This is a genomic window from Bdellovibrio sp. HM001, from assembly GCF_055397275.1.
In genome coordinates this window covers 2,918,675-2,937,978 of record NZ_AP029174.1, presented here as the reverse complement: position 1 = coordinate 2,937,978, position 19,304 = coordinate 2,918,675, and the positions used below count along the sequence as shown (strand labels likewise).

General features: G+C 50.3%; 18 protein-coding genes. 11 read left to right on the top strand and 7 right to left on the bottom strand.

The genetic code is table 11. The features are described from left to right. Position 1: 1 nt before the first annotated feature. From phnC to ACZ5ZZ_RS13860, 3 genes are read left to right on the top strand one after another with little or no spacing between them, the layout of a single operon-like run. Positions 2 to 781: a phosphonate ABC transporter ATP-binding protein gene (phnC, locus tag ACZ5ZZ_RS13870; RefSeq protein WP_464139912.1), complete on the top strand. Its 780-nt coding sequence runs from the start codon at positions 2 to 4 to the stop codon at positions 779 to 781. Beyond that, positions 759 to 1,772, top strand: a complete 1,014-nt coding sequence (gene phnE / locus ACZ5ZZ_RS13865; protein ID WP_464139910.1) for a phosphonate ABC transporter, permease protein PhnE — start codon at positions 759 to 761, stop codon at positions 1,770 to 1,772. Before phnC ends, phnE begins: the two co-directional genes overlap by 23 nt. An 11-nt stretch (positions 1,773 to 1,783) precedes the next feature. Then, positions 1,784 to 2,188, top strand: coding sequence for an acyl-CoA thioesterase (locus tag ACZ5ZZ_RS13860; RefSeq protein WP_464118277.1), 405 nt, complete (start codon positions 1,784 to 1,786; stop codon positions 2,186 to 2,188). On the opposite strand, the gene ACZ5ZZ_RS13855 is transcribed toward ACZ5ZZ_RS13860, so the two are convergent. Beyond that, the gene (locus tag ACZ5ZZ_RS13855; protein ID WP_464118276.1) at positions 2,185 to 3,102 is read right to left on the bottom strand and encodes a chemotaxis protein CheX; all 918 of its coding nucleotides are present in this window, start codon (positions 3,100 to 3,102) and stop codon (positions 2,185 to 2,187) included. The two genes, ACZ5ZZ_RS13860 and ACZ5ZZ_RS13855, sit on opposite strands and share 4 nt — an antisense overlap. 222 nt (positions 3,103 to 3,324) lie before the next feature. Here ACZ5ZZ_RS13855 and ACZ5ZZ_RS13850 point away from each other — a divergent pair, with 222 nt between their 5' ends. Together ACZ5ZZ_RS13850 and ACZ5ZZ_RS13845 are read left to right on the top strand one after the other, a co-directional pair. Beyond that, positions 3,325 to 4,116, top strand: a complete 792-nt coding sequence (locus ACZ5ZZ_RS13850) for a GYF domain-containing protein (protein ID WP_464118275.1) — start codon at positions 3,325 to 3,327, stop codon at positions 4,114 to 4,116. A gap of 24 nt (positions 4,117 to 4,140) precedes the next feature. Next, the gene (locus ACZ5ZZ_RS13845; protein WP_464118274.1) at positions 4,141 to 5,130 is read left to right on the top strand and encodes a hypothetical protein; all 990 of its coding nucleotides are present in this window, start codon (positions 4,141 to 4,143) and stop codon (positions 5,128 to 5,130) included. On the opposite strand, the gene ACZ5ZZ_RS13840 is transcribed toward ACZ5ZZ_RS13845, so the two are convergent. Both ACZ5ZZ_RS13840 and ACZ5ZZ_RS13835 read right to left on the bottom strand, forming a co-directional pair. Beyond that, the gene (locus ACZ5ZZ_RS13840; RefSeq protein WP_464139908.1) at positions 5,061 to 6,872 is read right to left on the bottom strand and encodes an ABC transporter ATP-binding protein; all 1,812 of its coding nucleotides are present in this window, start codon (positions 6,870 to 6,872) and stop codon (positions 5,061 to 5,063) included. The genes ACZ5ZZ_RS13845 and ACZ5ZZ_RS13840 overlap by 70 nt on opposite strands. Next, positions 6,865 to 8,622, bottom strand: a complete 1,758-nt coding sequence (locus tag ACZ5ZZ_RS13835; protein ID WP_464139906.1) for an ABC transporter ATP-binding protein — start codon at positions 8,620 to 8,622, stop codon at positions 6,865 to 6,867. The genes ACZ5ZZ_RS13840 and ACZ5ZZ_RS13835 overlap by 8 nt, the downstream gene beginning before the upstream one ends. Before the next feature lie 260 nt (positions 8,623 to 8,882). On the opposite strand from ACZ5ZZ_RS13835, the gene ACZ5ZZ_RS13830 reads away from it, so the two are divergent. The 4 genes from ACZ5ZZ_RS13830 to ACZ5ZZ_RS13815 all read left to right on the top strand — a co-directional run bounded on the left by ACZ5ZZ_RS13830 (position 8,883) and on the right by ACZ5ZZ_RS13815 (position 13,076). Beyond that, positions 8,883 to 9,617, top strand: a complete 735-nt coding sequence (locus ACZ5ZZ_RS13830) for a helix-turn-helix domain-containing protein (RefSeq protein WP_464139904.1) — start codon at positions 8,883 to 8,885, stop codon at positions 9,615 to 9,617. 327 nt (positions 9,618 to 9,944) lie between these two features. After that, the gene (locus ACZ5ZZ_RS13825) at positions 9,945 to 10,682 is read left to right on the top strand and encodes a hypothetical protein (protein WP_464131817.1); all 738 of its coding nucleotides are present in this window, start codon (positions 9,945 to 9,947) and stop codon (positions 10,680 to 10,682) included. Positions 10,683 to 10,725: 43 nt separating this feature from the next. Next, positions 10,726 to 11,502, top strand: coding sequence for a murein L,D-transpeptidase catalytic domain family protein (locus ACZ5ZZ_RS13820; protein ID WP_464131815.1), 777 nt, complete (start codon positions 10,726 to 10,728; stop codon positions 11,500 to 11,502). 110 nt (positions 11,503 to 11,612) lie between these two features. Then, the gene (locus ACZ5ZZ_RS13815) at positions 11,613 to 13,076 is read left to right on the top strand and encodes a cache domain-containing protein (protein ID WP_464131813.1); all 1,464 of its coding nucleotides are present in this window, start codon (positions 11,613 to 11,615) and stop codon (positions 13,074 to 13,076) included. Here ACZ5ZZ_RS13815 and ACZ5ZZ_RS13810 read toward each other — a convergent pair. The 4 genes from ACZ5ZZ_RS13810 to ACZ5ZZ_RS13795 form a co-directional block, all read right to left on the bottom strand. Further along, entirely contained in the window at positions 13,070 to 13,846 is a 777-nt protein-coding gene (locus tag ACZ5ZZ_RS13810) for an HvfC/BufC family peptide modification chaperone (RefSeq protein ID WP_464139902.1), read from the bottom strand. The genes ACZ5ZZ_RS13815 and ACZ5ZZ_RS13810 overlap by 7 nt on opposite strands. Beyond that, positions 13,815 to 14,669: an MbnB/TglH/ChrH family RiPP precursor modification enzyme gene (locus ACZ5ZZ_RS13805; RefSeq protein WP_464139900.1), complete on the bottom strand. Its 855-nt coding sequence runs from the start codon at positions 14,667 to 14,669 to the stop codon at positions 13,815 to 13,817. The genes ACZ5ZZ_RS13810 and ACZ5ZZ_RS13805 overlap by 32 nt, the downstream gene beginning before the upstream one ends. Before the next feature lie 9 nt (positions 14,670 to 14,678). Further along, positions 14,679 to 15,284, bottom strand: coding sequence for a YceI family protein (locus tag ACZ5ZZ_RS13800; RefSeq protein ID WP_464118265.1), 606 nt, complete (start codon positions 15,282 to 15,284; stop codon positions 14,679 to 14,681). Between the two features lie 160 nt (positions 15,285 to 15,444). Beyond that, on the bottom strand, positions 15,445 to 16,875 hold the full coding sequence (locus ACZ5ZZ_RS13795; protein WP_464139898.1) for a S8 family peptidase: 1,431 nt from the start codon (positions 16,873 to 16,875) through the stop codon (positions 15,445 to 15,447). 263 nt (positions 16,876 to 17,138) lie between these two features. On the opposite strand from ACZ5ZZ_RS13795, the gene ACZ5ZZ_RS13790 reads away from it, so the two are divergent. Together ACZ5ZZ_RS13790 and nuoD are read left to right on the top strand one after the other, a co-directional pair. Further along, positions 17,139 to 17,627, top strand: coding sequence for an NADH-quinone oxidoreductase subunit B (locus ACZ5ZZ_RS13790; protein WP_464121429.1), 489 nt, complete (start codon positions 17,139 to 17,141; stop codon positions 17,625 to 17,627). Then, positions 17,620 to 19,302, top strand: a complete 1,683-nt coding sequence (gene nuoD / locus ACZ5ZZ_RS13785; protein ID WP_464118263.1) for an NADH dehydrogenase (quinone) subunit D — start codon at positions 17,620 to 17,622, stop codon at positions 19,300 to 19,302. Before ACZ5ZZ_RS13790 ends, nuoD begins: the two co-directional genes overlap by 8 nt. The last annotated feature ends 2 nt before the right edge of the window (positions 19,303 to 19,304 follow it).

Here is a 19,304-nt window from a genome sequence, read left to right as displayed (position 1 = left end):
TGTGTCAGAAACTTTACTGCGTGTCGAACAGCTTTCCAAAACTTATTCCAACGGTGTGCAGGCATTAAAGAATGTTGATCTTGAGGTGCAGCAGGGCGAATTTCTGGTTATCATCGGTCTGAGCGGTTCGGGAAAATCAACCTTGTTGCGGTGTCTGAATCGTCTGCAGGAGCCCACCTCGGGAAAGATCTTTTTTCAGGGCCGGGACGTCAGTCAGATGCAGGACCCCAGAGATGTTCGTGAAGTCCGCAGGCAAATGGCGATGATCTTTCAGCACTTCAATTTGATTCCCCGTCAAAGCGTTCTAAAGAATGTGATGATGGGACGTTTGGCCGACAAGACCTTGTGGCAAAGTTTTTGGGGTGTCTTTTCAGCCGAAGAAAAGAAGCTGGCGCTGGATAATTTGCGTCTGGTGGGAATTGCCGACAAAGCCCTGCTTCGCGCGGATCAGCTGTCCGGGGGGCAGAAGCAGCGTGTGGCCATTGCACGCGCGCTGACACAGAAGCCCGTCCTGTTGCTGGCAGATGAGCCCGTGTCTTCTTTGGATCCGGCCACCTGTCACGTGGTGATGGATTATCTGCGCAAAATCAATCAGGAGCTGGGAATTACGGTTATTGCGAATCTGCATTTTCTGTCGTTGGTTCGTAAGTATGCCACCAGGGTCGTTGCCTTGAAGGATGGTGAAATTGTTTTCCGGGGACGACCCGATGAAATCACCGAGGAATGGTTCCGCCGTATTTACGGAGAAGGGGCACAGGATGTTGCGCCGAACGATCTTTGATGGGGTGATTTTTGGTTTTCTGTTCTCGGCGCTGGCTGCTGCCGTGTTGGCTCCCGGTGAAGAACAGTTGCTGCAGTTGGGAATGGTCAGTGTTTGGATCCTGACGTTTTTTGCCGTGGGATGTGTTTTAAGTCTGGTTCTTGCCGGACGGCGTGTGAATACTTTAGGGGCCGCATTGTTTGGACCATGGGCGCAACCTGAGGTCGAGGAGCGTCCGTGGTATCAGCTATTTTGGAAGTGGCAGTTGGTGACGTCCCTGGGGGCGGCCTTAGTTGTCGCAGTGGTGAAGACGGAATTTTCGTTCATCGAGCTGTTTGATCAGCAGGGATTTGCGGGGGCGGTTCGGCTTTTTCAGGGACTTTTGAATCCCAACTGGGATGTGTTACCACGTGCTGTTTTAAATATTATTGAGACCATCTTCATGGCTTTTTTGGCCACTAGTCTGGCAATCCCGGTGGCGTTTGCCTTAAGTTTTCTGTGCGCCAAGAATATTATGCAGGGGACCTTTGCCAGGGGTGTATACTTTGTCCTGCGAACTTTTCTGAATGTGACACGTTCGATTGAAGCCCTGATCTGGGCCATTATTTTTTCTGTGTGGGTTGGGATTGGCCCCTTTGCCGGAATGCTGGCGTTGATGATTCACTCGGTGGCTTCACTGGCCAAACAGTACTCTGAGATGGTGGAATCCGTCGAAGAGGGGCCGATTGAGGCCATTGAATCCACGGGAGCCAATAAACTTCAGACGATTTGGTATGCGATTGTTCCTCAGGTGCTTTTGCCTTATATTTCTTTTACGGTCTATCGCTGGGACATTAATGTTCGGATGGCGACGATCATCGGCCTTGTTGGCGGTGGTGGTATTGGAACCATGTTGGTGCAGTATCAAGGGCAGGCCATGTGGCGTGAAGTGGGTTGCATCATTGTGGTGATTGCCGTCGTGGTGTGGGCCCTGGATCAGGCCTCAGCCTACATCCGCGAAGCCTTGAAGTAAGGAGACGTATTATGTCAGCGCTGAATTCATATAAAGTCGTGATCAAGGAACATCATGTGGACTCTCTGGGGCACATGAACAACGCCACTTATCTGGCATTGTATGAAGAGGCTCGTTGGGAGGCCATCACGGCACGCGGTTTTGGGTTCAGGGACATTCAACGTCTGAAGCAGGGGCCGGTGATTCTTGAGGTGAACCTGAAGTTCCTGCGTGAAGTTCTGTTGCGTGAAACAATCACGATCACTTTGGAAGTCCTGGGCTATAAAGGCAAAATTGGTCAGATGAAACAGCAAATGGTTAAAGAAGACGGAACTGTCGCCAGCGAAGCGGTGTTTACGTTCGGGCTGTTTGATATGAAAGAAAGAAAACTTGTCGAGCCTACCGCCGAATGGAAGCAGGCCGTCGGATTGGATTAAGCGACTTTTGCCATCGGAAGTGCAACAACGGTGATATAGAATTTCCCTTTGCCGGTGGCGAAGGGAATCATCATTCCTGCGGATCCCTGAGGGCAGGGGACCGTCTGACCCGCGCCAAGGATGACTTTAGGGACGGTCATCTGAACGCCATAGGAACTTATTTCCGCCTTGGCATTGCCGAAAATAATATTATTGATTTCACCGACGGCATCCTGGTTGTCCGGGGTCAATTCGGTTTGTTCTTCCATCAACATGCTGGAAACCACTTCCAGAAAGCTGCCTTTATCAAAAGAAACACACAAATGCCCCTGGAAGGCCTGACTGCGAATCTCGACGATGGAAGACACTTCCCCCATCAGCGGATCGTGAGGAGATTTCGGTCCGGCCTTTTCCATTTTAACATCCGCACAGCCAAACTGACCCAGGACATGAGTTGTCGCCTTGATCACGGCATTGATCACGCGCACATCCACGGCATATTTTTGTGCTGCCGCAGTCGTCGCAGGTTCACGTGCAGCAGTGCCATGATGTTCGGCATTGAGCACGGTGATCATGGCATCAATAAGCTCGGTAGGGGACACGGGCTTTTTGAAAAAGCGTGAGGAGCGCAGGCTTTCCGGAAGGTCCGCCGCATCCTTCTGCGAAACCACGATCAGATTCGCGTCCTGTGTGTTTTTATAAGTATGTATTCCGTACACGAACCCACCGTCCATCAAACGTGGAACTTCAGTGTCAATCAGAACCATGTCGAACTTCTGATTTTCGGATTTAATTGCGGCCTCGGCACCATCTTTTGCGCGCACAACAACCGGAGCAACACCTGAGTTTTCAAGTTGCTTCAACAACGGCTCTTTCACCAGTTGCTCGAGCTCACAGTTGTTATCCACGATCAGGATGTTTTTACGCTGTTTCATTTCTCTCTTCTGTATAAAAACCATAAACTCTATTCGGTTTAAAGGGCCAATTTCTTAAGTGGTAGCAATCTTGTCGGGAAAGCATGAGGAACCCTTTAACTTAGTTACTTGTCGACAATTTCGACAAAATTCTTCAAACAAATTTCCAACAAATTGTCTAATTTCCTACAGTTAAGTCAGGTCCTGTTTGTGCCGATAGACCTCTCAAGGAGTAACGAGAGCATGGCAAAACAGTATTATCTTTCTAACAATGGCACTCATATTGGTCCGTTCAATCTTGAGACGGTCCTGAAAAAGATTGAGTCCCAAGAAAATCAATGGACTGATTATATCTATGATGAATCCATGGGTGAGTGGGTGATGTTGCTCGAGCATCCTGAATTTTCAGCCAAACTGGCGCAAAAGCCGGCAACTCGTCCCCAATCGACTCCGGCCGTTTCTTTGAACAAGCATCTTCTGAAAGACAAAGAATGGTTCATCCTGAAGGAAGGCAACAACTACGGTCCTTTCTGTCAGTTAGAGCTGATTCAGATGCTTCAGGAAAAGGCACTGTTTGAATACGACTATATCTGGCACTCGAAGCTTCCTGCGTGGAAAAGGGTTGCCGAAGTTGAAGACTTCGCTCCGGAAAAAATTCGTGTGATGAAAGACTCCAAAGAAGCCGATGTGGCAGAAATCTTTTTCCGCCGTCGTCATGTGCGCGCGTCCTATGGCGCTTCTTTGATCGTGCATAACAATAAAACCGTTTTCCGCGGTCAGGCGCTGGAAATCAGTGCTGGCGGTGCCGGTGTCTTGATTGACAGCCCGAACCTGCAGCCCGGACAGTCGTTGTTCCTGCATTTTCAGCCGGGGGATGGAGTTCCGCCCTTCAATGCTGTCTGCCAGATCGTGAGCAAACAGTATGTTAAAGACGGCAGCAGTGCGGTGGAGCCGGTGAAGTACGGTGTGAAATTCACAACGCTAAGTCAGTCCGCTCGCGAATCTATCAAGAACTTTACGACGAAGGCTGCATAAAAGCGGCCTTTGAGAGGATGTCCCATGATGAAAATGGATTTTCGACTTTCACTTCTGGCAATCTCATCGGTTTTGCTGATGGCCTGTGAACAGAATGTGGCGTTCGATTTGCCGCCTTCTCAGGACAATTTCGGTCAAAGCATCACTTATAACAACAAAGTCGACATTCTTTGGATTGTGGATAATTCCACCTCCATGCTGAAACATCAGCAGCGCCTAAGTGATCAGATCCCGGATCTTGTGACAAAACTGAATTCCCTGAAGATGGATTATCACATGGCCGTGGTGACCACCAGTATGGGTGGCGACAATCCGGATGGGGGACGCTTTATCGGAACTCCCAAGTATGTGACCTCCAAAACACCGGATCTGATTAACAATTTGAAGGCCCGCATGATCGTGGGTGAGGCGGGGAGCAATCTGGAACGAGGATTGGAGTCCATGGAACGAGCTCTTTCATCCGGCTATCTGGCCAATGAAGGCAAGGGCTTCTTCCGGGACGACGCACTCTTGGTGGTCGTGGCACTATCGGATGAAGATGACTTTAGTAAGTCCAACTCTTCAGCCGGTATTTCCTATTACACAAACTTCCTGGACAGTATTAAAACTCCATGGGTGGACGGCAGCAGATCGTGGATGTTCAGTTTTATCGGTGTGCTCAGTCTGACCTCACAGTGCAAGACCTTTAATGACTTTGCTTCTGCGGGATTAAGCTATATTGGTCTTGCCGATGTGTCAGGCGGGGTGAAAGAATCCATCTGCAGCACGAACCTGGCATCATCGGTATCCAACATTCGCGCCCGCATCTTCCAGATTCTGACGGACTTTAAGCTTTCCAAGCTGCCGGTGATTGAATCCATCGTGGTGACGATCAATGGTCAGAAGGTCCCGCGCAGCTCCCAGAACGGCTGGGATTATCTGGAGGCCTCCAACTCCATTCGCTTCTATGGATCGGCGGTCCCGGCGGCCGATGCATCCATCAAGGTGGACTTCAAACCCAGAGAAGCGAACTGATAGTACATTCCCTGGGCTTTCATAAGTTCTTCGTGAGAGCCCACTTCCGCGATTTCCCCCTGATTCAAAACCACAATCCGGTCGCATTGCTGAATCGTTGAAAGACGGTGGGCAATAATGATACTGGTGCGCCCGCGCGTGATTTCTTTCGTGGCTTCCTGGATGATGTGCTCACTTTCAGAATCAATATTGGCCGTGGCTTCATCCAGAATTAGAATGTCCGGATTGAACGCCAGAATGCGTGCAAAGGCGATCAGCTGACGCTCGCCCACGGAAAGATTGGAGCCACGTTCGGCCACAGGGCTTGAAAGATCCCGTCCTGTGCGTGACAGCAGTTGGCTGTAGCCCGTTTTATCGCAGGCCTGTTGGATTTGTTCTTCGCTGATGCGAGGATCCCCCAGTCCGATATTGTCACGAACCGTCCCGCGGAAGATAAAGTTGTCCTGCTGTACCACGCCGACGTGATGGCGGATTTCCTCGCGCTGGATTCTTTCCAGGGCAATGCCGTCTACAAAGATCGTCTTTTCCGGAGCATCATAGAATCTTTGCAGTAAGGAGATAAATGTGGACTTGCCGCTGCCGGTACGACCCACCAGTGCGATGGACTCTCCGGCTTTGATGTTCAAGCTGATGTTCTTCAGTACCAGAGGCAAATGGCTTTCGTACTGGAAGTTCAGGTTGCGAATTTCCAGCTCGCCACGCAAAGCCCCCGGGCTGGTCAGCTGTTCAATCTCGAATTCTTTGGGTTCATCCATCAAAGTAAAGATACGCTCGGCACTGGTCAGGGAGTTTTGGAACTGTTGATACTTTTCCAGAATTTCGCGTAAGGGAGGGATAAAGTCCTGAATGTTCATCAGGAAAGCCACCAAAGACCCAATCGCAATCGAGTTCTGCGCACTCAGGAATCCGCCAAAGTACAAAGCCGAAGTGATCGTCACCGCATTGAACAAATTCATAATCGGCTGCATCAGGGCATAGGCTTTGATCGAGCGCATGTTGGTGTCGCGATAATCCGTCGACAATTCGGCGAACTTGGCCCGATTTTTTGTGACCCGGTTGTACAGCTGCACCACCTTGATGCCATTGAGGTTTTCTGCCAGGAATGCATTGATCAGGGACAGTTTCTTTTTCTGCTCGCGAAGAATCTCGCGAATTTTATTGGATAGATAAAAGGACGCCCAGATAAACAGCGGCGCCAGGAACAGGGACACGACAGTCAGCTTCCAGGAAATCAAAGAAAGCGCGATAACGACAGAGGCGATCATCACGGCATTTGTGAAGACTGAAATGACACCTTCGGTGAAAAGCTCTCCCAATGACATGACGTCATTGGTAAGACGGGTGACAATACGACCGGTGGGGGTTTTATTGAAAAACTGCAAAGGCAGGCGCTGCACGTGGTTCATCAGATCTTCGCGCAGATGGAAAAGCATGCGATTGCCGAACAACTGGAACAGATAGGCATTCCCAAACGAAAACAGCGAACGCATTACTTCCAGTGCCAGATAGGCATAGGCTACATTGGTGAAGACCTCGTAGTTCTTATCCTTCACACCGTGGTCGATGGCATACCCGATCAACGCGGGGATCAGACGTGCCACAGTGGCGCCACCAGCCACCGCGAAGATGGCAGAATACAGCAGCATCTTTTCCCGACGGGCATACGGCCAAAGCCTTTTGAAGAGGACTGGATAAGTTACCTTGGTTTTTACCAGGTCTTCGTTCATGAAATTATCATTCATGATGTTCCCCCTGTCCCTGAATCTGAACAGTTTTTTGGAAGGTCGGGCTTGTTGCCAGAACCTGATCAAAAGTGCCACAGGCTTCGACCTGACCGTCTTTCAGGATCAGCAGGCGATCAACCCCCTTCAGTGACGACAGACGGTGGGCCACGATAATGCGGCTCATTCCGCTGTGATTCTTTCGAAGCTCCTGTTCAATGGCTTTTTCAGTGCGAGTGTCCACCGCACTTAAGGAATCATCCAGCACCAGCACCGGTGTTTTCATGATAATTCCACGGGCAATGGTCAGGCGTTGTTTTTGGCCGCCGGAAAGATTCACCCCACGTTCACCCAGTTGTGATTCAAACTTATGTGGCAGGGATTCAATTTCTTTGGTCAAGTCCACCATTTCTGTCATGCGCTGGATTTCCAGATCCGGGGCCTTTTCGGCAAGACCGAAGCTTAAATTCTCTGACACACTTTCACTGAACAAGAAGGCCTCTTGCGGAACCAGCAGGAAGGTGCGCCGCAAGGATTCCTGAGTTACGGATTCAATAGGATGGCCATTGACCAAAATCTGTCCTTCATTCAGCGGGTACATTCGCGTCAGCAAATGCAGCAGGGTCGTCTTGCCAGCCCCCACGGGGCCCATAATCCCCAGGCTTTCGCCGGCGTGAAGGGTGAACGATACATTCTTCAGGGCATAGACAGAACTGTCCTGGTGTTTGAAGGAAACATTTTTAAATTCCAGGGACTGGAACTTTTCGATTGCCACCGTGCCCTGGTCAGGAATGTCTGTTTCTGTTTGCAGAACTCCCTTGATGCGGTCGAAAGAGGCATAGCCTTTTTGGAAATTGGAAAAGCCCATGCCCAGTGCAGTCATCGGCCACACCATTTTCTGAATGTAGCGATGGAAGGCAAAGAAGGTCCCCAGGGTCACCGCACCGGAATACAGATCATCCTTGGCAACGAAAAGTAAAATAACACTTCCCGAGGTCACACCAAACTCCATGACCGGGATGAAGTAAGAGTCCACACGGGCCACCTTGTTGCAGGCTTTTTCAAAGGCGGCGCTGACGCCATTGAAAAGATCGGTGCGGTTTTTTTCCTGAGCGAAGCTTTTGATCACGCGGATGCCGCCCACGGTTTCCTGCGCCACTCCCGTCAGCTCAGAGAACCGGTCCTGCTGGATCTTATAGTTGGCATGAATCAGGCGCATGACCTTCCAGATCAGGAAGGGAACGATGGGCAGGAAGATCAGGGTCTTCCACGTCCAGTCCCAATTCAGGGACATCATGATTGGCAGATTCACACAGATGATGATGATACCGTCAGCCAGAATCAGCAGGCCGGGGCCGATCGCCTGGCGGAAGGACTGAACGTCGTTGGTCAGCAAGCTCATCAACTCGCCCACGGGATTTTTGTGGAAGAAGTTCGGTCCTAAAGAAGTGATATGTCGGAAGATCTTTTGGCGAATGTGCTCTGCTGCAAAGGTATGGAAGCGACCGAAGTGCGCACGCCAACCGTAGCGAGTGATCGCCAGCCCGCTCATGATCGCTAGGAAAACAAAACAAGTTTTGCCGATCGCGCTCAGCGGAGCCTGGCTTTCGATCTGATCGATGGCGGCCTTCATGATCAGAGGATAAACCCCGTCCAGAGCATTGGTGAGCAGAAGAAAAAGCATCCCCAAGCCGAAGGCTCGGGGATTGTTTTTGATATAATACCAAAGAGGACGCTTATAGAGGAGATTGTTGTCGGCTGCAGTTTGCATTCAAGGAAGGACTGTATTTAATCCTTCCAGAGTCTGCAAGAAGTTTGGGCTGAGCCGAAGGTTTGCTCCTGGCGTCGTTCAAAGGCCCGTTGTTCCCAGCCGTAAAAGAACGGTCTTTGTTCAGTCAAACGAGCGAAAATAGTCCTAAGAAAGTTCATTGCGGACCTCCTTTGTTATTCCTAGGATCGGCAAAGTGGTCCTAATATTCAATACCCTTGCTTGAGGTATTGATATACGATACTCTGGTTTTGGAGGTTGAGATGTCACAAGTTGACCAGTTTTTGAATGCCTTAAAACGATCCTTAAAAGCGAAGAACATTCTATATAGAGATCTCGCTAAGGCGCTGGACTTGAGTGAGTCTAGCGTTAAAAGAATCCTTTCCAGCAAAAGTCTCAGCCTTGAAAGGCTGGAAGAGATCTGCCGCATTGCGGACCTGAGCTTTTCTGAGATCGTCAAGTCCGCGAATTTGGAGGAGGCCAACCAGCCAATGATCCTCAGTGATGAGCAGGAAAAGGCTTTGGCGGAAAATGCGCGCCTGCTGCATTACTATATGATGTTGCAGGAAGGAAAAACGCCGCTGAAGATTGAAAAGGAATATCAGATTTCCAGTTCCGAATCGAAAAAATATCTGTTCCAGCTGGATCGTCTGAATCTGATCGAACTGCATCCACGCGACAAAGTGAAGCTGAAACGTCAGGGCTTTTTGCGCTTCCGCCGGGATGGGCCTGTCGGGAAAGCTCTGTTTGATCAAACCAAATCCAACTATCTGAATTATGATTTCCGTCCGGAAGACTATATTCGCTTCACCCTGATTAAGATCAGCACGCCCACGCTGGCCAAATACAAAGCCAAACTGGAACGCCTGATGATGGATATGCAGGAAGAGTCCCGCTACGAAATCGAGCACAATGTATCGGTGGTGGATACGGGGGTTTTGCTGGCGTTTAGGCCGTGGCAGTATTCCTACATGGGAGCCATCAAGAAAAAAGACTAGGGCGGACGGTGAAAACGGCCCATCTCCTGCGTTGTCGGGGGACCGCTTTCGCTCCGACGTGCTTGGAGCACGCCTCCGCTTCAGCGGGACCCCTCCGCCTTGGATATGGACCGTTTTGACCGACCTTGGTTCCCGGTTGTGGGTGGGCTTGCTGCCTTTGGCAGCTCGCTGGTGAGGGCGAGGGCTTGCTGCCTTTGGCAGCTCGCTTTTGGCTTGTTGGGGCCTTTGGCCCAACTCGCTTGTTTAGGGATTTGACGGGTGGGGCTTTTTTTCATGGGGGCGTTCCTTTGACTCAGGGGGAACGTGGGGTGTGGTATATAGCTTCTTATGCGGATTTTGGTGACTTTGCTTTCATTGCTGGGTCTTTCTTTATTGCCTGTGGCGGCAGGGGCTGGGCTTCGGGATGTGCGACCTTGCTTGTCTGAACACATTCGTGAGGCGATGGATCTGAATCAAGAGCGCAAGCCCTTGTATGCGCGTCTTTCCAACGGCAAAAGCAAAATTGTTTCTGACAAATTAATCTGGATGGAGCGCAAGCTTGTCGTGGCTGTGCCGTTTGCGGATGCCTGGGCCGCCCCTTATCAGGCGGCTGGTATTCCCATTTTGTGTCAGGATTTTATTTCCATGTCAGAGACTCCGAAATTCCAGGCGCGCCATCCTGACGGTAAAGATTCTTTGCACAATTATCGTCGTCCGGATGTGGAAGGTATCAAAGATCGACTTCTGGAACTTTACAAAGCCAAAGCCTATGGGACCTTGGCGCACTTTGCAGATGCGCAGATCAAAGAGCTGGATCAAAAGCCCCGGTACAACTGCATGGTGAAACACATTCTGGAATCTATTCGTCGCATGGCCGCTTTGACACCAGTGCATGCGGCAAAGTCCAAGGCTCTGAACAAAGTGTCGAGTGAATATCTTTCCCGTATTGTTTTGAGATCGCACATACTTCTTCTTCAGGAATCTGCTGAAATTGATGCAGCGGCGGCTCCTTTGCAAGCCGATGCTTTGCCGATTGTCTGTCAGGATGTTCCCTATATCCCTTGGCCCTCGTCCGACTCTTTCTGATTCTTAATTTGCCGATGTTTGCTTCTGCCTCGACAGTGGAGGAATGAATTACTCGGAAAAAAATCACTCAAAACTCATCTCAGGTGTTCTGGTTGTTCTTGCGTTTGTGACGATGTTCTTCGCCTCCTCCAGTTATGCCGAGTCCATGTACAACCGTCGTGTGGCTGGTGGACGACTGCTATTTGATGTCTTGCTGGAGCAGTATGTGCCTCGTGAACCGTTGGATCTGATTTTTCGCATGTTTGACTACAATGAAGGGCGCATTCCTAACACCGATTATGCCGTGCTGGTGGATTACTCCCGGCCCTCTGTGGAAAAGCGTCTTTATTTGCTGAATCTGCGAAGCGGGCGTGTTGAACGTTTCCATGTGGCCCACGGGATTCGTTCCGGAATTTTAGAAACGCGCAGCTTTTCAAATCTGCCGGATTCCTGGAAAAGCTCCCTGGGATTTTACTATGCCAAGGGAACTTATCTAAGTAGCAAGAACGGACTTTCCCTTTATCTGGATGGTATCGATCGATCGAACAACAACTCTCGCATTCGCAATATCGTTCTGCACGGGGCGACCTATGTCAGCGAGGACTTTATTCTGCGCAATGGGCGCTTGGGGTGGAGCGAAGGGTGTTTTGCCGTGGGACTGGAGCATGTGCAGTACCTGATCAATATTCTTCAAAATGGCAGCATCCTGCTGTCCTATCACAAGGACCTGATAGCATACTCTCGACGCTATCCTTCTGAACAGTCGTTGTTCGGAGATGAGATCATACCTCCGGGGGTGAATACCCGGAGAAACCCAGGCGAAGGTGGCGGAACGGACTGATTTGGGTCATATGGGATCCAAAATCTTCCTCATAAACCGTTGAGATATATTCAGTAACTATTAAGTCTTCCGAAGAGTCTCCTGACGGTCTACCCCAGGAGTATGAGTCTATGCTGAATCGCCTTTGGAAAACACGCAGCTATCGTTATAAAACCCTGGCCCTTTTGATTGCGGCGCTAATTCCGCTCTGGGCTATAGTCCTGTTTTATGTACTGCCTTTGGTGCGTGAAAGCATGTACGAGGATCGTCGTGTGGCCATTCGTAGCACGGTGGATATCGCCTCGAAAGTTCTGGCTCACTATCATGAGTTGTCAGAGCAAAAAGTACTTTCCGTGGAAGAAGCACAAAAGCAGGCTTTGCTGGCAGTTTCCAAACTTCGTTATAACGGCAATGAATACTTCTGGATTAATGATTTGCATCCAACGATGTTAATGCATCCTTTTAAGCCTGAACTCAACGGCAAAGACCTGAGTGATTTTAAAGACCCCAACGGGTTTCGTTTGTTCGTAGCCTTCGCTGAAAAAGCCAAGGCCAAGGAAGGAGAAGGGTTTGTGCCTTATTTGTGGCCCAAACCTGGTTCGCCAAATCCGGAGCCGAAAATCAGCTTTGTGCGCAACTTCGCTCCGTGGCAGTGGGTGGTCGGCAGCGGCGTCTATGTGGATGACGTCGAGGCGGCCATCTCTTCGTTTCGCAATAAGGTGTTGATTGGTTTTTCTGCGGCCTTTGTTTTGGCGTTTGGTCTGTTCTTTGTCTTTGCGGGTCGCCTGATGAACTTCCTGGCTCGCACGGTGAATGAAACTCACGGTGCCAGTCAACAGGTTCTGGAGGCATCCAATATGCTTTCCAGCGCCGGACAAAATGTGGCGCAAGGGGCGGTGGAATCTGCGGCTCGTATTGAAGAAACTCTAAGCTCTATAAAAAGTCTGAATGACATCGTTCAGGCCAATCAGGGGCGGGCCCGTGAAGCTGCCGAACTTGCAAAAAATTCTGAGCAGGGAGCCTCGCAAGGGGCGCAGGAGGTCAAGCGCCTGATTGAATCCATCAATGTCATGGCCAAGATCTCTGAAGAAATCACTTCGGCTATGAACATTATCGACGACATCGCCTTCCAGACAAATCTGCTGGCTCTCAATGCCGCCGTGGAGGCCGCCCGGGCAGGAGAGCAAGGGAAGGGCTTCGCTGTTGTTGCAGAGGCGGTACGCTCTTTGGCGTTGAAGTCTGCCGAAGCAGCCAAGGAAGTCAAAACAGTGATCACCAATAATGTGACGCAAATGGAAGTTTCTTTGCAACTGGCGGAAAAAAGCGACCAGGTTCTGGATGGAATTGTCAGCTCCGTTCAGAAAGTGAACCTCCTGAATCAGGAGATCTCAGAAACGACAGCACATCAGTCTGAAGGTATTCGTTCCATTCACGAGGCCATGGGTTCATTAGAGCGGCAAACCCAGGCATTTTCGGCCGCGGCAGAGGAAACTGCCGCGACATCCGAAGAAATGTCGGCCCAAGCCAGCACCTTGCAACAGATGGTCACCAGCATGGCGACCGAGGTGATTGGAAAATCGGCCAAGGCTCAATAGGATTCCGCCGGCGTCACGTCGGCGATAATTCCAGTTCTCATCATCATTTCGATAAGAGAAGTGATTTTCTCAGGGCTCAACTCATTGGCATGATGACTGAAAGCCTCAGCCAATGAAGCGCCTTCCTGCAGTTCCTGAAGAATGACGGCCTCGGCCTTGGAAAGTCGCTGTGTCAGCACGCGCTGTTGTTTTTTGTAGATCAAAAGATGTTCGGGTACGGACCAGTTGATATCTTCGAACATGTAGGCCGGATCTTTGCGACATTTCCAGATATCCTGAACAGAATAATCGCTGCTGAAGACTCGCATGCCTTCAATCATTCCGATGTGAACGTCCTCCTGACTTAACAGTTCCCGAATTTGCTCGATGGGTAAAGGCTCCGGGGTCGGGGCCTCCAACACTTCTTTATAGGTCCATTCAAAGCGTGCCAAGTCAGATAGGAAGGGGATCCCTTTGGTGGTGGCTGAATCTTTTATAAAGCCCGGGAAGGTTTCCCCATAGACCGACAGATTGTAGGACACAGAGGGTTGCGCTTCTATGTAATGCCGACACAGCTCTGCAAACAGAGCTTCGCCCAGCACCCAGGCGACGGCTTCAAAGGTGCCTTTCAAAGACTGTGTCAGGCGATTGATGTAGCCGCGATGATAGATCTGAAAAGCCTGCTCCAGGGTCAGCTTTCCTACGGGACTTAGATTGTGCAGCTCTCGGGGGTCTGCTTCCGGGATCATCAGATTTCGTTTAAACAGACTCTGTATTTCGCTCAGCTTCATAGGAGTTCTCCAGTATATGAACAGCTTTCATCACTTCGACTTCCAGTTCGCGGAAGTTCGGAATGTCTTCGTTTCTTTCAATCAAAGTGGGCAGGTGGCGGATCTGTGGAGCCAGCAGACGGAACAGGTCCCAAACTTGATCGGGGATCTCTTGCGAATGGCTGTCGTATAGCAGTCCACCGTAATTGCTGGGGCCGGACAGATGAATTTGCGCCACTCGTTCCAGGGGAATGTGATTGATGTAGTATTTGGGATCGAACCCCTGGTTGTGGGAATTTACATAGACATTATTCAAATCCAAAAGCAGAGCGCACCCGGAGCGACGGCTGACCTCGGTGACGAAATCCCACTCATTCATATTGTTGTGGGTGTAACTAATGTAGGTCGAGATATTCTCCAACACCAACGGGCGGCGCAGAAAGTTCTGAACGAAATCGATATTATTGACCAAGGTGTCCAAGCTGTCTTCGGTGAAAGGTAGTGGCAGAACAGTGTGCAGATTCTGTCCGGAAACAGAATTCCAGGACATGTGGTCTGACACTATGAAAGGTTCCACGCGTTCAATCAGCTCGCGCAGTCCCTGAAGGTAGTCCACACGGATGCCTTCAGGAGAGCCGATATTCATCGAGATCCCATGCAGAGCCAATGGATAGTCCTGCCGGATGGTTTGCAGCATTTCCAGCGACCGGCCCTGAGTGTGAATGTATGTTTCGGTCTGTGCCTCGAACCACGCGACCTCTGTGACGGGCCGCTGCTCCAGGTAAGAAAAATGAGGTGGGCGCAAGCCCATCCCCACTTTATGGGAAAATGATGAAGTGCTCATGAACGGCCCCTATTTTTTCTTAGGAACGGCGGAAGAGGCCAGCTTTGCTTCGCCTTCAATCTCAATCTTGATGTCATCACCGACGACAAAGCCGCCCTTGTCCATGGCCTTATTCCAGACCATGCCGAAATCCTTGCGGTTGACTTTGGTTTCCGCATCGAAGGCGACCACGCGGTTGCCCCAAGGGTCTGTCACGGCTCCTTTATAGTCGACTTCCAGAGTCACCTTCTTGGTGATTCCGCGAATGGTCAGCTCGCCTTCCACTTTCTCGGGCTTTCCTTTTTCGTACTCCACTTTGGTACTTTTGAAAGTCATATCCGGAAATTTGGTGACATCAAAGAAGTCCGGGCTTTTCAGGTGCTTGTCGCGATCGGCCTCTTCGGTGTTCAGGGAAGCTGTCTTGATCGTGATATCGACGTCCTGAAGTTTCATGGAGGTTTCATCGAAATCAAAGGCTCCAGCAACCTGATGGAAGCGTCCTTTGACTTTGGAAACCACCAGGTGAGGAGCTGTGAAGGAAACATGTGTGTGGGCCTTGTCGATTTCGTATTTTGCGGCGAAGGCGGAGCTCGCCACGAAAGAGGTCGCAATAGCAGAGTAAAGTAGAATGCGCATACAGATCCTTTCAGTTGATTGCACGTTCTACTGTTTGGGAAGAAGAGGAGATTTACAAATTAAGATGCTGCAAACTTAAAATTGATCACTTCGAAAGTTGCCATTTGGCAGAGGTGAACAAATCAAAAAAAAAGCCCGGCTTTCACCGGGCTTGATCGTCTTAGTAGTTCATCAAAGATTTAACATCCAGTTTGCCGCCGGAAACAGATTTGTTTTCCAGGGCCGGGATCTTTCTGGCAGATCCGATGATGGCAGCTTTGACTTCCTGCCATGTCTTTTCCGGGTGCGCTGACCAGTAAAGTGCGGCGGCTCCAGCAACATGAGGGGCTGCCATGGAGGTGCCATCCCATGTGGCTTTGAAGCCGAACTTGTCAATCACCGTGTCGCTGTAACCTTGTGCAACCACAGTCGAGAAAACTTTCACGCCGGGTGCTCCGATATCCACTGTGCGGCGGCCCCAGTTTGAGAAAGAGCCCAAGCGGTCGGAAGAATCCAATGCCGCAACAGAAATGATGATGTCGTGATCATAAGAGGCGGGATAAGCCGGAAGCTTGTCGGTGTCGTTATCGTAGCCCACACCTCTGTGGCCGTTGCCCGCTGCCGCTACAAACAGAACACCTTTGTCTTGAGCGTACTGAACAGCGTCGCGCAAAGCCTGATTTTCCGGAGCGCCCGGTTCTTCACCTTCAGAGCCCCAGGAGTTGTTCATGATTTTCGCGCCGTTATCCACGGCGTAGCGAATGGATTTGATCGCATCAGCTGTTGTTCCGCCGCCAGTCATGCCGATGAAACGCAAAGACATGATTTTCACGTTCGGAGCCACCCCCGCAATACCCAACCCATTGTCGCCACGTGCGGCGACGTTGCCGGCACAGTGAGTTCCGTGGCCAGGGTTTCCGCCTTTGAACAAGCCATCCAGGGTGTCTACAGCAAGGTCGTAGGGCTTATTGTCATTTCCGACAAAGTCCCAGCCGATGACGTCGTCAATATAACCGTTGTTGTCGTCATCGATACCGTTGTTCGGAATTTCGCCAGCGTTTCTCCATAGATTCGGCAGCAGGTCTTCGTGAGTGTAGTCCACGCCCGTGTCGATCACGGCTACGACCATTTCAGGACTTCCTTTGGTCACTTTCCAGGCATCCACCACACCGATGTCCAGCATGCCCCATTGTTTACTGAACAAAGGATCAGCACCAGTTGTTGTTTGCGGAGCGTCAGGAATCGCCGGATTGTCCTGGCGAGCGGCCGCGCGAAGCTGAGGATTTCTAGAAAGCATCTTGGCTAAAGCGGCACGGCGCAGAGGGTCTTCAATACGATAGTCTTCAAGCAAAGAGACTTTATAGTTTGGTTGGATGTACTCGACGGCTGGATTTTTCTCCAGGGACAGAAGGCTCATGCGGCGGGGAGCTTGAACGCGAACCCATGATTCGCTCAGCTTTTCAACTTTTGCGCCTTGAATTTCCAATTCTACGAAGCCTGGTGCTAGTTTAATAAGCAAATCTTGGGTTTTCGGATTCGCCAAAGCCATTTCGCCAGACAAACCTGCCACCGCAAGAAGGGCCGAAGCAACGTACAATGCCATCTTCTTCATGTGAGTTTTCTCCTAAATTTGTTGAGTCTAAAGTCTGTGGTTAAACGACAGGAGAATCAATTTCATTTGGCCCACTTTGGAAAGGTGCGTTGAAGAAATCCGTGGAGCGTCCCATAATACATATCTAGTTGTCAGGATTACGGTTTTTCAGTAACTACTTAATGATAGCTAAATGAAATTGCAGAGGTGTATTTATGCACAACGATCAAGTGCAGGGCTTGGTATCCCACGACGGGATGACCGGGACCCAAGCTGTAGATGATATGTCACGAGGTTTTGCTTTCACGTCAAAACTAGACGCCATAGTTGCGTGGGGAAGAAAAAATTCCTTGTGGCCAATGCCATACGGTACTGCTTGTTGCGGTATTGAATTCATGTCCGTGATGGGTCCCAAGTATGACTTGGCTCGTTTCGGTGCAGAGGTGGCTCGTTTCTCTCCTCGTCAGGCGGACTTGCTTGTCGTTGCCGGAACAATCACTGAAAAGATGGCACCGGTTATTGTGCGCATCTATCAGCAGATGCTGGAGCCTAAATACGTGATCTCCATGGGGGCTTGTGCAAGCTCCGGTGGTTTCTATCGCGCTTATCACGTTCTTCAGGGTGTGGATAAGGTGATCCCTGTTGACGTTTACATCCCAGGTTGCCCTCCGACACCAGAAGCGGTGATGGACGGTATCATGGCTTTGCAACGTATGATTGCGACTCATCAACCTCGTCCTTGGAAAGACAACTGGAAGAGCCCATATGAATAAGCTTGAAAATCTGAAACAGCTTCTGGCTGGCAAATTTAAAATTGAGAACTTCAAGTTCACTCACGCTGTTGGCGATGACGTGATTGAAGTTCCTAAGGAAGACGCTCCGGCGCTCTTGTTGTTCCTTCGTGAAAGCGGTCAATTTGACTTCCTGATGGACGTGTGTGGTGCGGACTATCCGAACCGTGAAAAACGCTTCGATGTGGTCTACAACCTGTTCAACTCCAAAGATGCCTCCCGTTTGCGCGTGAAAGCTCAAGTGGGCGAGGGGGAGTCCATCGGTACTGCAATTCCCGCTTACCGTGGCGCGGACTGGTTTGAACGTGAAGCATACGACATGTTCGGTATCATCTTTGAAGGTCACCCGAACCTGCGCAAGATCCTGACTCACCATCAGTTTGTCGGTCATCCTTTGCGTAAGGACTACGATGCCAACCATCAGCAGGCGTGCACGACTTCCATGCCGATTCACTTCAACAATGAACCAGGATCCCCTGGTGATGTGTTGAATGATAAATATCTTCCATTGAACATCGGTCCTTCCCATACAGCGATGCACGGAACTTTGCGTGTGATGGCTGAAATGGATGGGGAAACGATCGTTCGTTGTAACAACGAGATCGGTTACTTGCACCGTTGCTTCGAAAAAATGGCAGAGACTCACCCGTACAACCAGGTGATTCCTTACACAGACCGTCTGAACTACTGTTCTGCACCGATGAACAACATCGGATACTGCAAAGCGGTTGAAAGACTTTTGGGCGTGGAAATCCCGCCAAAAGCTCAGGCGATGCGTGTGATCCTGGCTGAACTTTCCCGTATCATTGACCACACAATTGCCCTGGGTACAGGTGCGATGGACTTGGGAGCTTTGACGGGCTTCTTCTATATGTTCGGTATGCGTGAAAAAGTTTACGGCTTGTTCGAGAAGCTTTGTGGGGCCCGTTTGACGGTCTCCATGACTCGTATTGGTGGTATGGCTCAGGACGCTCCGGAAGGTTGGTTCGACGAGGTTGTGGCTCTTTGTAAAGAGATCCGCCGTGGCACCGATGAAATGGCGGGAATGGTTCTTGATAACAAGATCTTCATTCAGCGTACACGTGATGTATTGCCAGTTTCTGCTCAAGACGCGATCCAATGGGGTTACACAGGTCCCATGCTTCGCGCTTGCGGTGTGAATCTGGATTTGCGTAAAGCGCAGCCATACTATGGTTACGACGCTTTGGACTTTGATGTTCCAGTGGGCACGAGCGGTGACATCTATGACCGTTACCTGGTTCGTTTCGAGGAAATGCGTCAGTCAGTTCGTATCATTGAACAAGTCTGCAAAAATGTTCCTGGTGGTGATTACACTATCCGCGACAAGGGAATTGTTCTTCCAGAGAAAAAAGACGTTTACGGCAACATCGAAGGTTTGATGAATCACTTCATGCTGATCATCAAAGGTCTTCGCCCACCAGTGGGTGAAGTTTACGACGCGACAGAGGCAGCCAATGGAGAGTTGGGCTTCTATCTTGTCAGCGATGGTTCCGCGAACCCTTACCGTTTGAAAGTTCGTCCGCCATGCTTTGCAATCTACCAGTCCTTCCCGACTGTGGTTAAAGGTGCGATGTTGGCCGATGCGATTGCAACGGTGGCTTCCATGAACTTGATTGCTGGTGAGCTGGATAGATAAGG

Bases quoted from the DNA above. Each gene is read 5' to 3' on its own strand.
- nuoD (WP_464118263.1), top strand. From the start codon at position 17,620: ATGAATAAGCTTGAAAATCTGAAACAGCTTCTGGCTGGCAAATTTAAA.
- ACZ5ZZ_RS13790 (WP_464121429.1), top strand. From the start codon at position 17,139: ATGTCACGAGGTTTTGCTTTCACGTCAAAACTAGACGCCATAGTTGCG.
- ACZ5ZZ_RS13840 (WP_464139908.1), bottom strand. From the start codon at position 6,872: ATGAATGATAATTTCATGAACGAAGACCTGGTAAAAACCAAGGTAACT.
- ACZ5ZZ_RS13845 (WP_464118274.1), top strand. From the start codon at position 4,141: ATGATGAAAATGGATTTTCGACTTTCACTTCTGGCAATCTCATCGGTT.
- ACZ5ZZ_RS13830 (WP_464139904.1), top strand. From the start codon at position 8,883: ATGTCACAAGTTGACCAGTTTTTGAATGCCTTAAAACGATCCTTAAAA.
- ACZ5ZZ_RS13850 (WP_464118275.1), top strand. From the start codon at position 3,325: ATGGCAAAACAGTATTATCTTTCTAACAATGGCACTCATATTGGTCCG.
- ACZ5ZZ_RS13860 (WP_464118277.1), top strand. From the start codon at position 1,784: ATGTCAGCGCTGAATTCATATAAAGTCGTGATCAAGGAACATCATGTG.
- phnE (WP_464139910.1), top strand. From the start codon at position 759: ATGTTGCGCCGAACGATCTTTGATGGGGTGATTTTTGGTTTTCTGTTC.
- ACZ5ZZ_RS13805 (WP_464139900.1), bottom strand. From the start codon at position 14,669: ATGAGCACTTCATCATTTTCCCATAAAGTGGGGATGGGCTTGCGCCCA.
- ACZ5ZZ_RS13795 (WP_464139898.1), bottom strand. From the start codon at position 16,875: ATGAAGAAGATGGCATTGTACGTTGCTTCGGCCCTTCTTGCGGTGGCA.
- ACZ5ZZ_RS13835 (WP_464139906.1), bottom strand. From the start codon at position 8,622: ATGCAAACTGCAGCCGACAACAATCTCCTCTATAAGCGTCCTCTTTGG.
- ACZ5ZZ_RS13810 (WP_464139902.1), bottom strand. From the start codon at position 13,846: ATGAAGCTGAGCGAAATACAGAGTCTGTTTAAACGAAATCTGATGATC.
- ACZ5ZZ_RS13815 (WP_464131813.1), top strand. From the start codon at position 11,613: ATGCTGAATCGCCTTTGGAAAACACGCAGCTATCGTTATAAAACCCTG.
- ACZ5ZZ_RS13825 (WP_464131817.1), top strand. From the start codon at position 9,945: ATGCGGATTTTGGTGACTTTGCTTTCATTGCTGGGTCTTTCTTTATTG.
- ACZ5ZZ_RS13800 (WP_464118265.1), bottom strand. From the start codon at position 15,284: ATGCGCATTCTACTTTACTCTGCTATTGCGACCTCTTTCGTGGCGAGC.
- ACZ5ZZ_RS13820 (WP_464131815.1), top strand. From the start codon at position 10,726: ATGAATTACTCGGAAAAAAATCACTCAAAACTCATCTCAGGTGTTCTG.
- ACZ5ZZ_RS13855 (WP_464118276.1), bottom strand. From the start codon at position 3,102: ATGAAACAGCGTAAAAACATCCTGATCGTGGATAACAACTGTGAGCTC.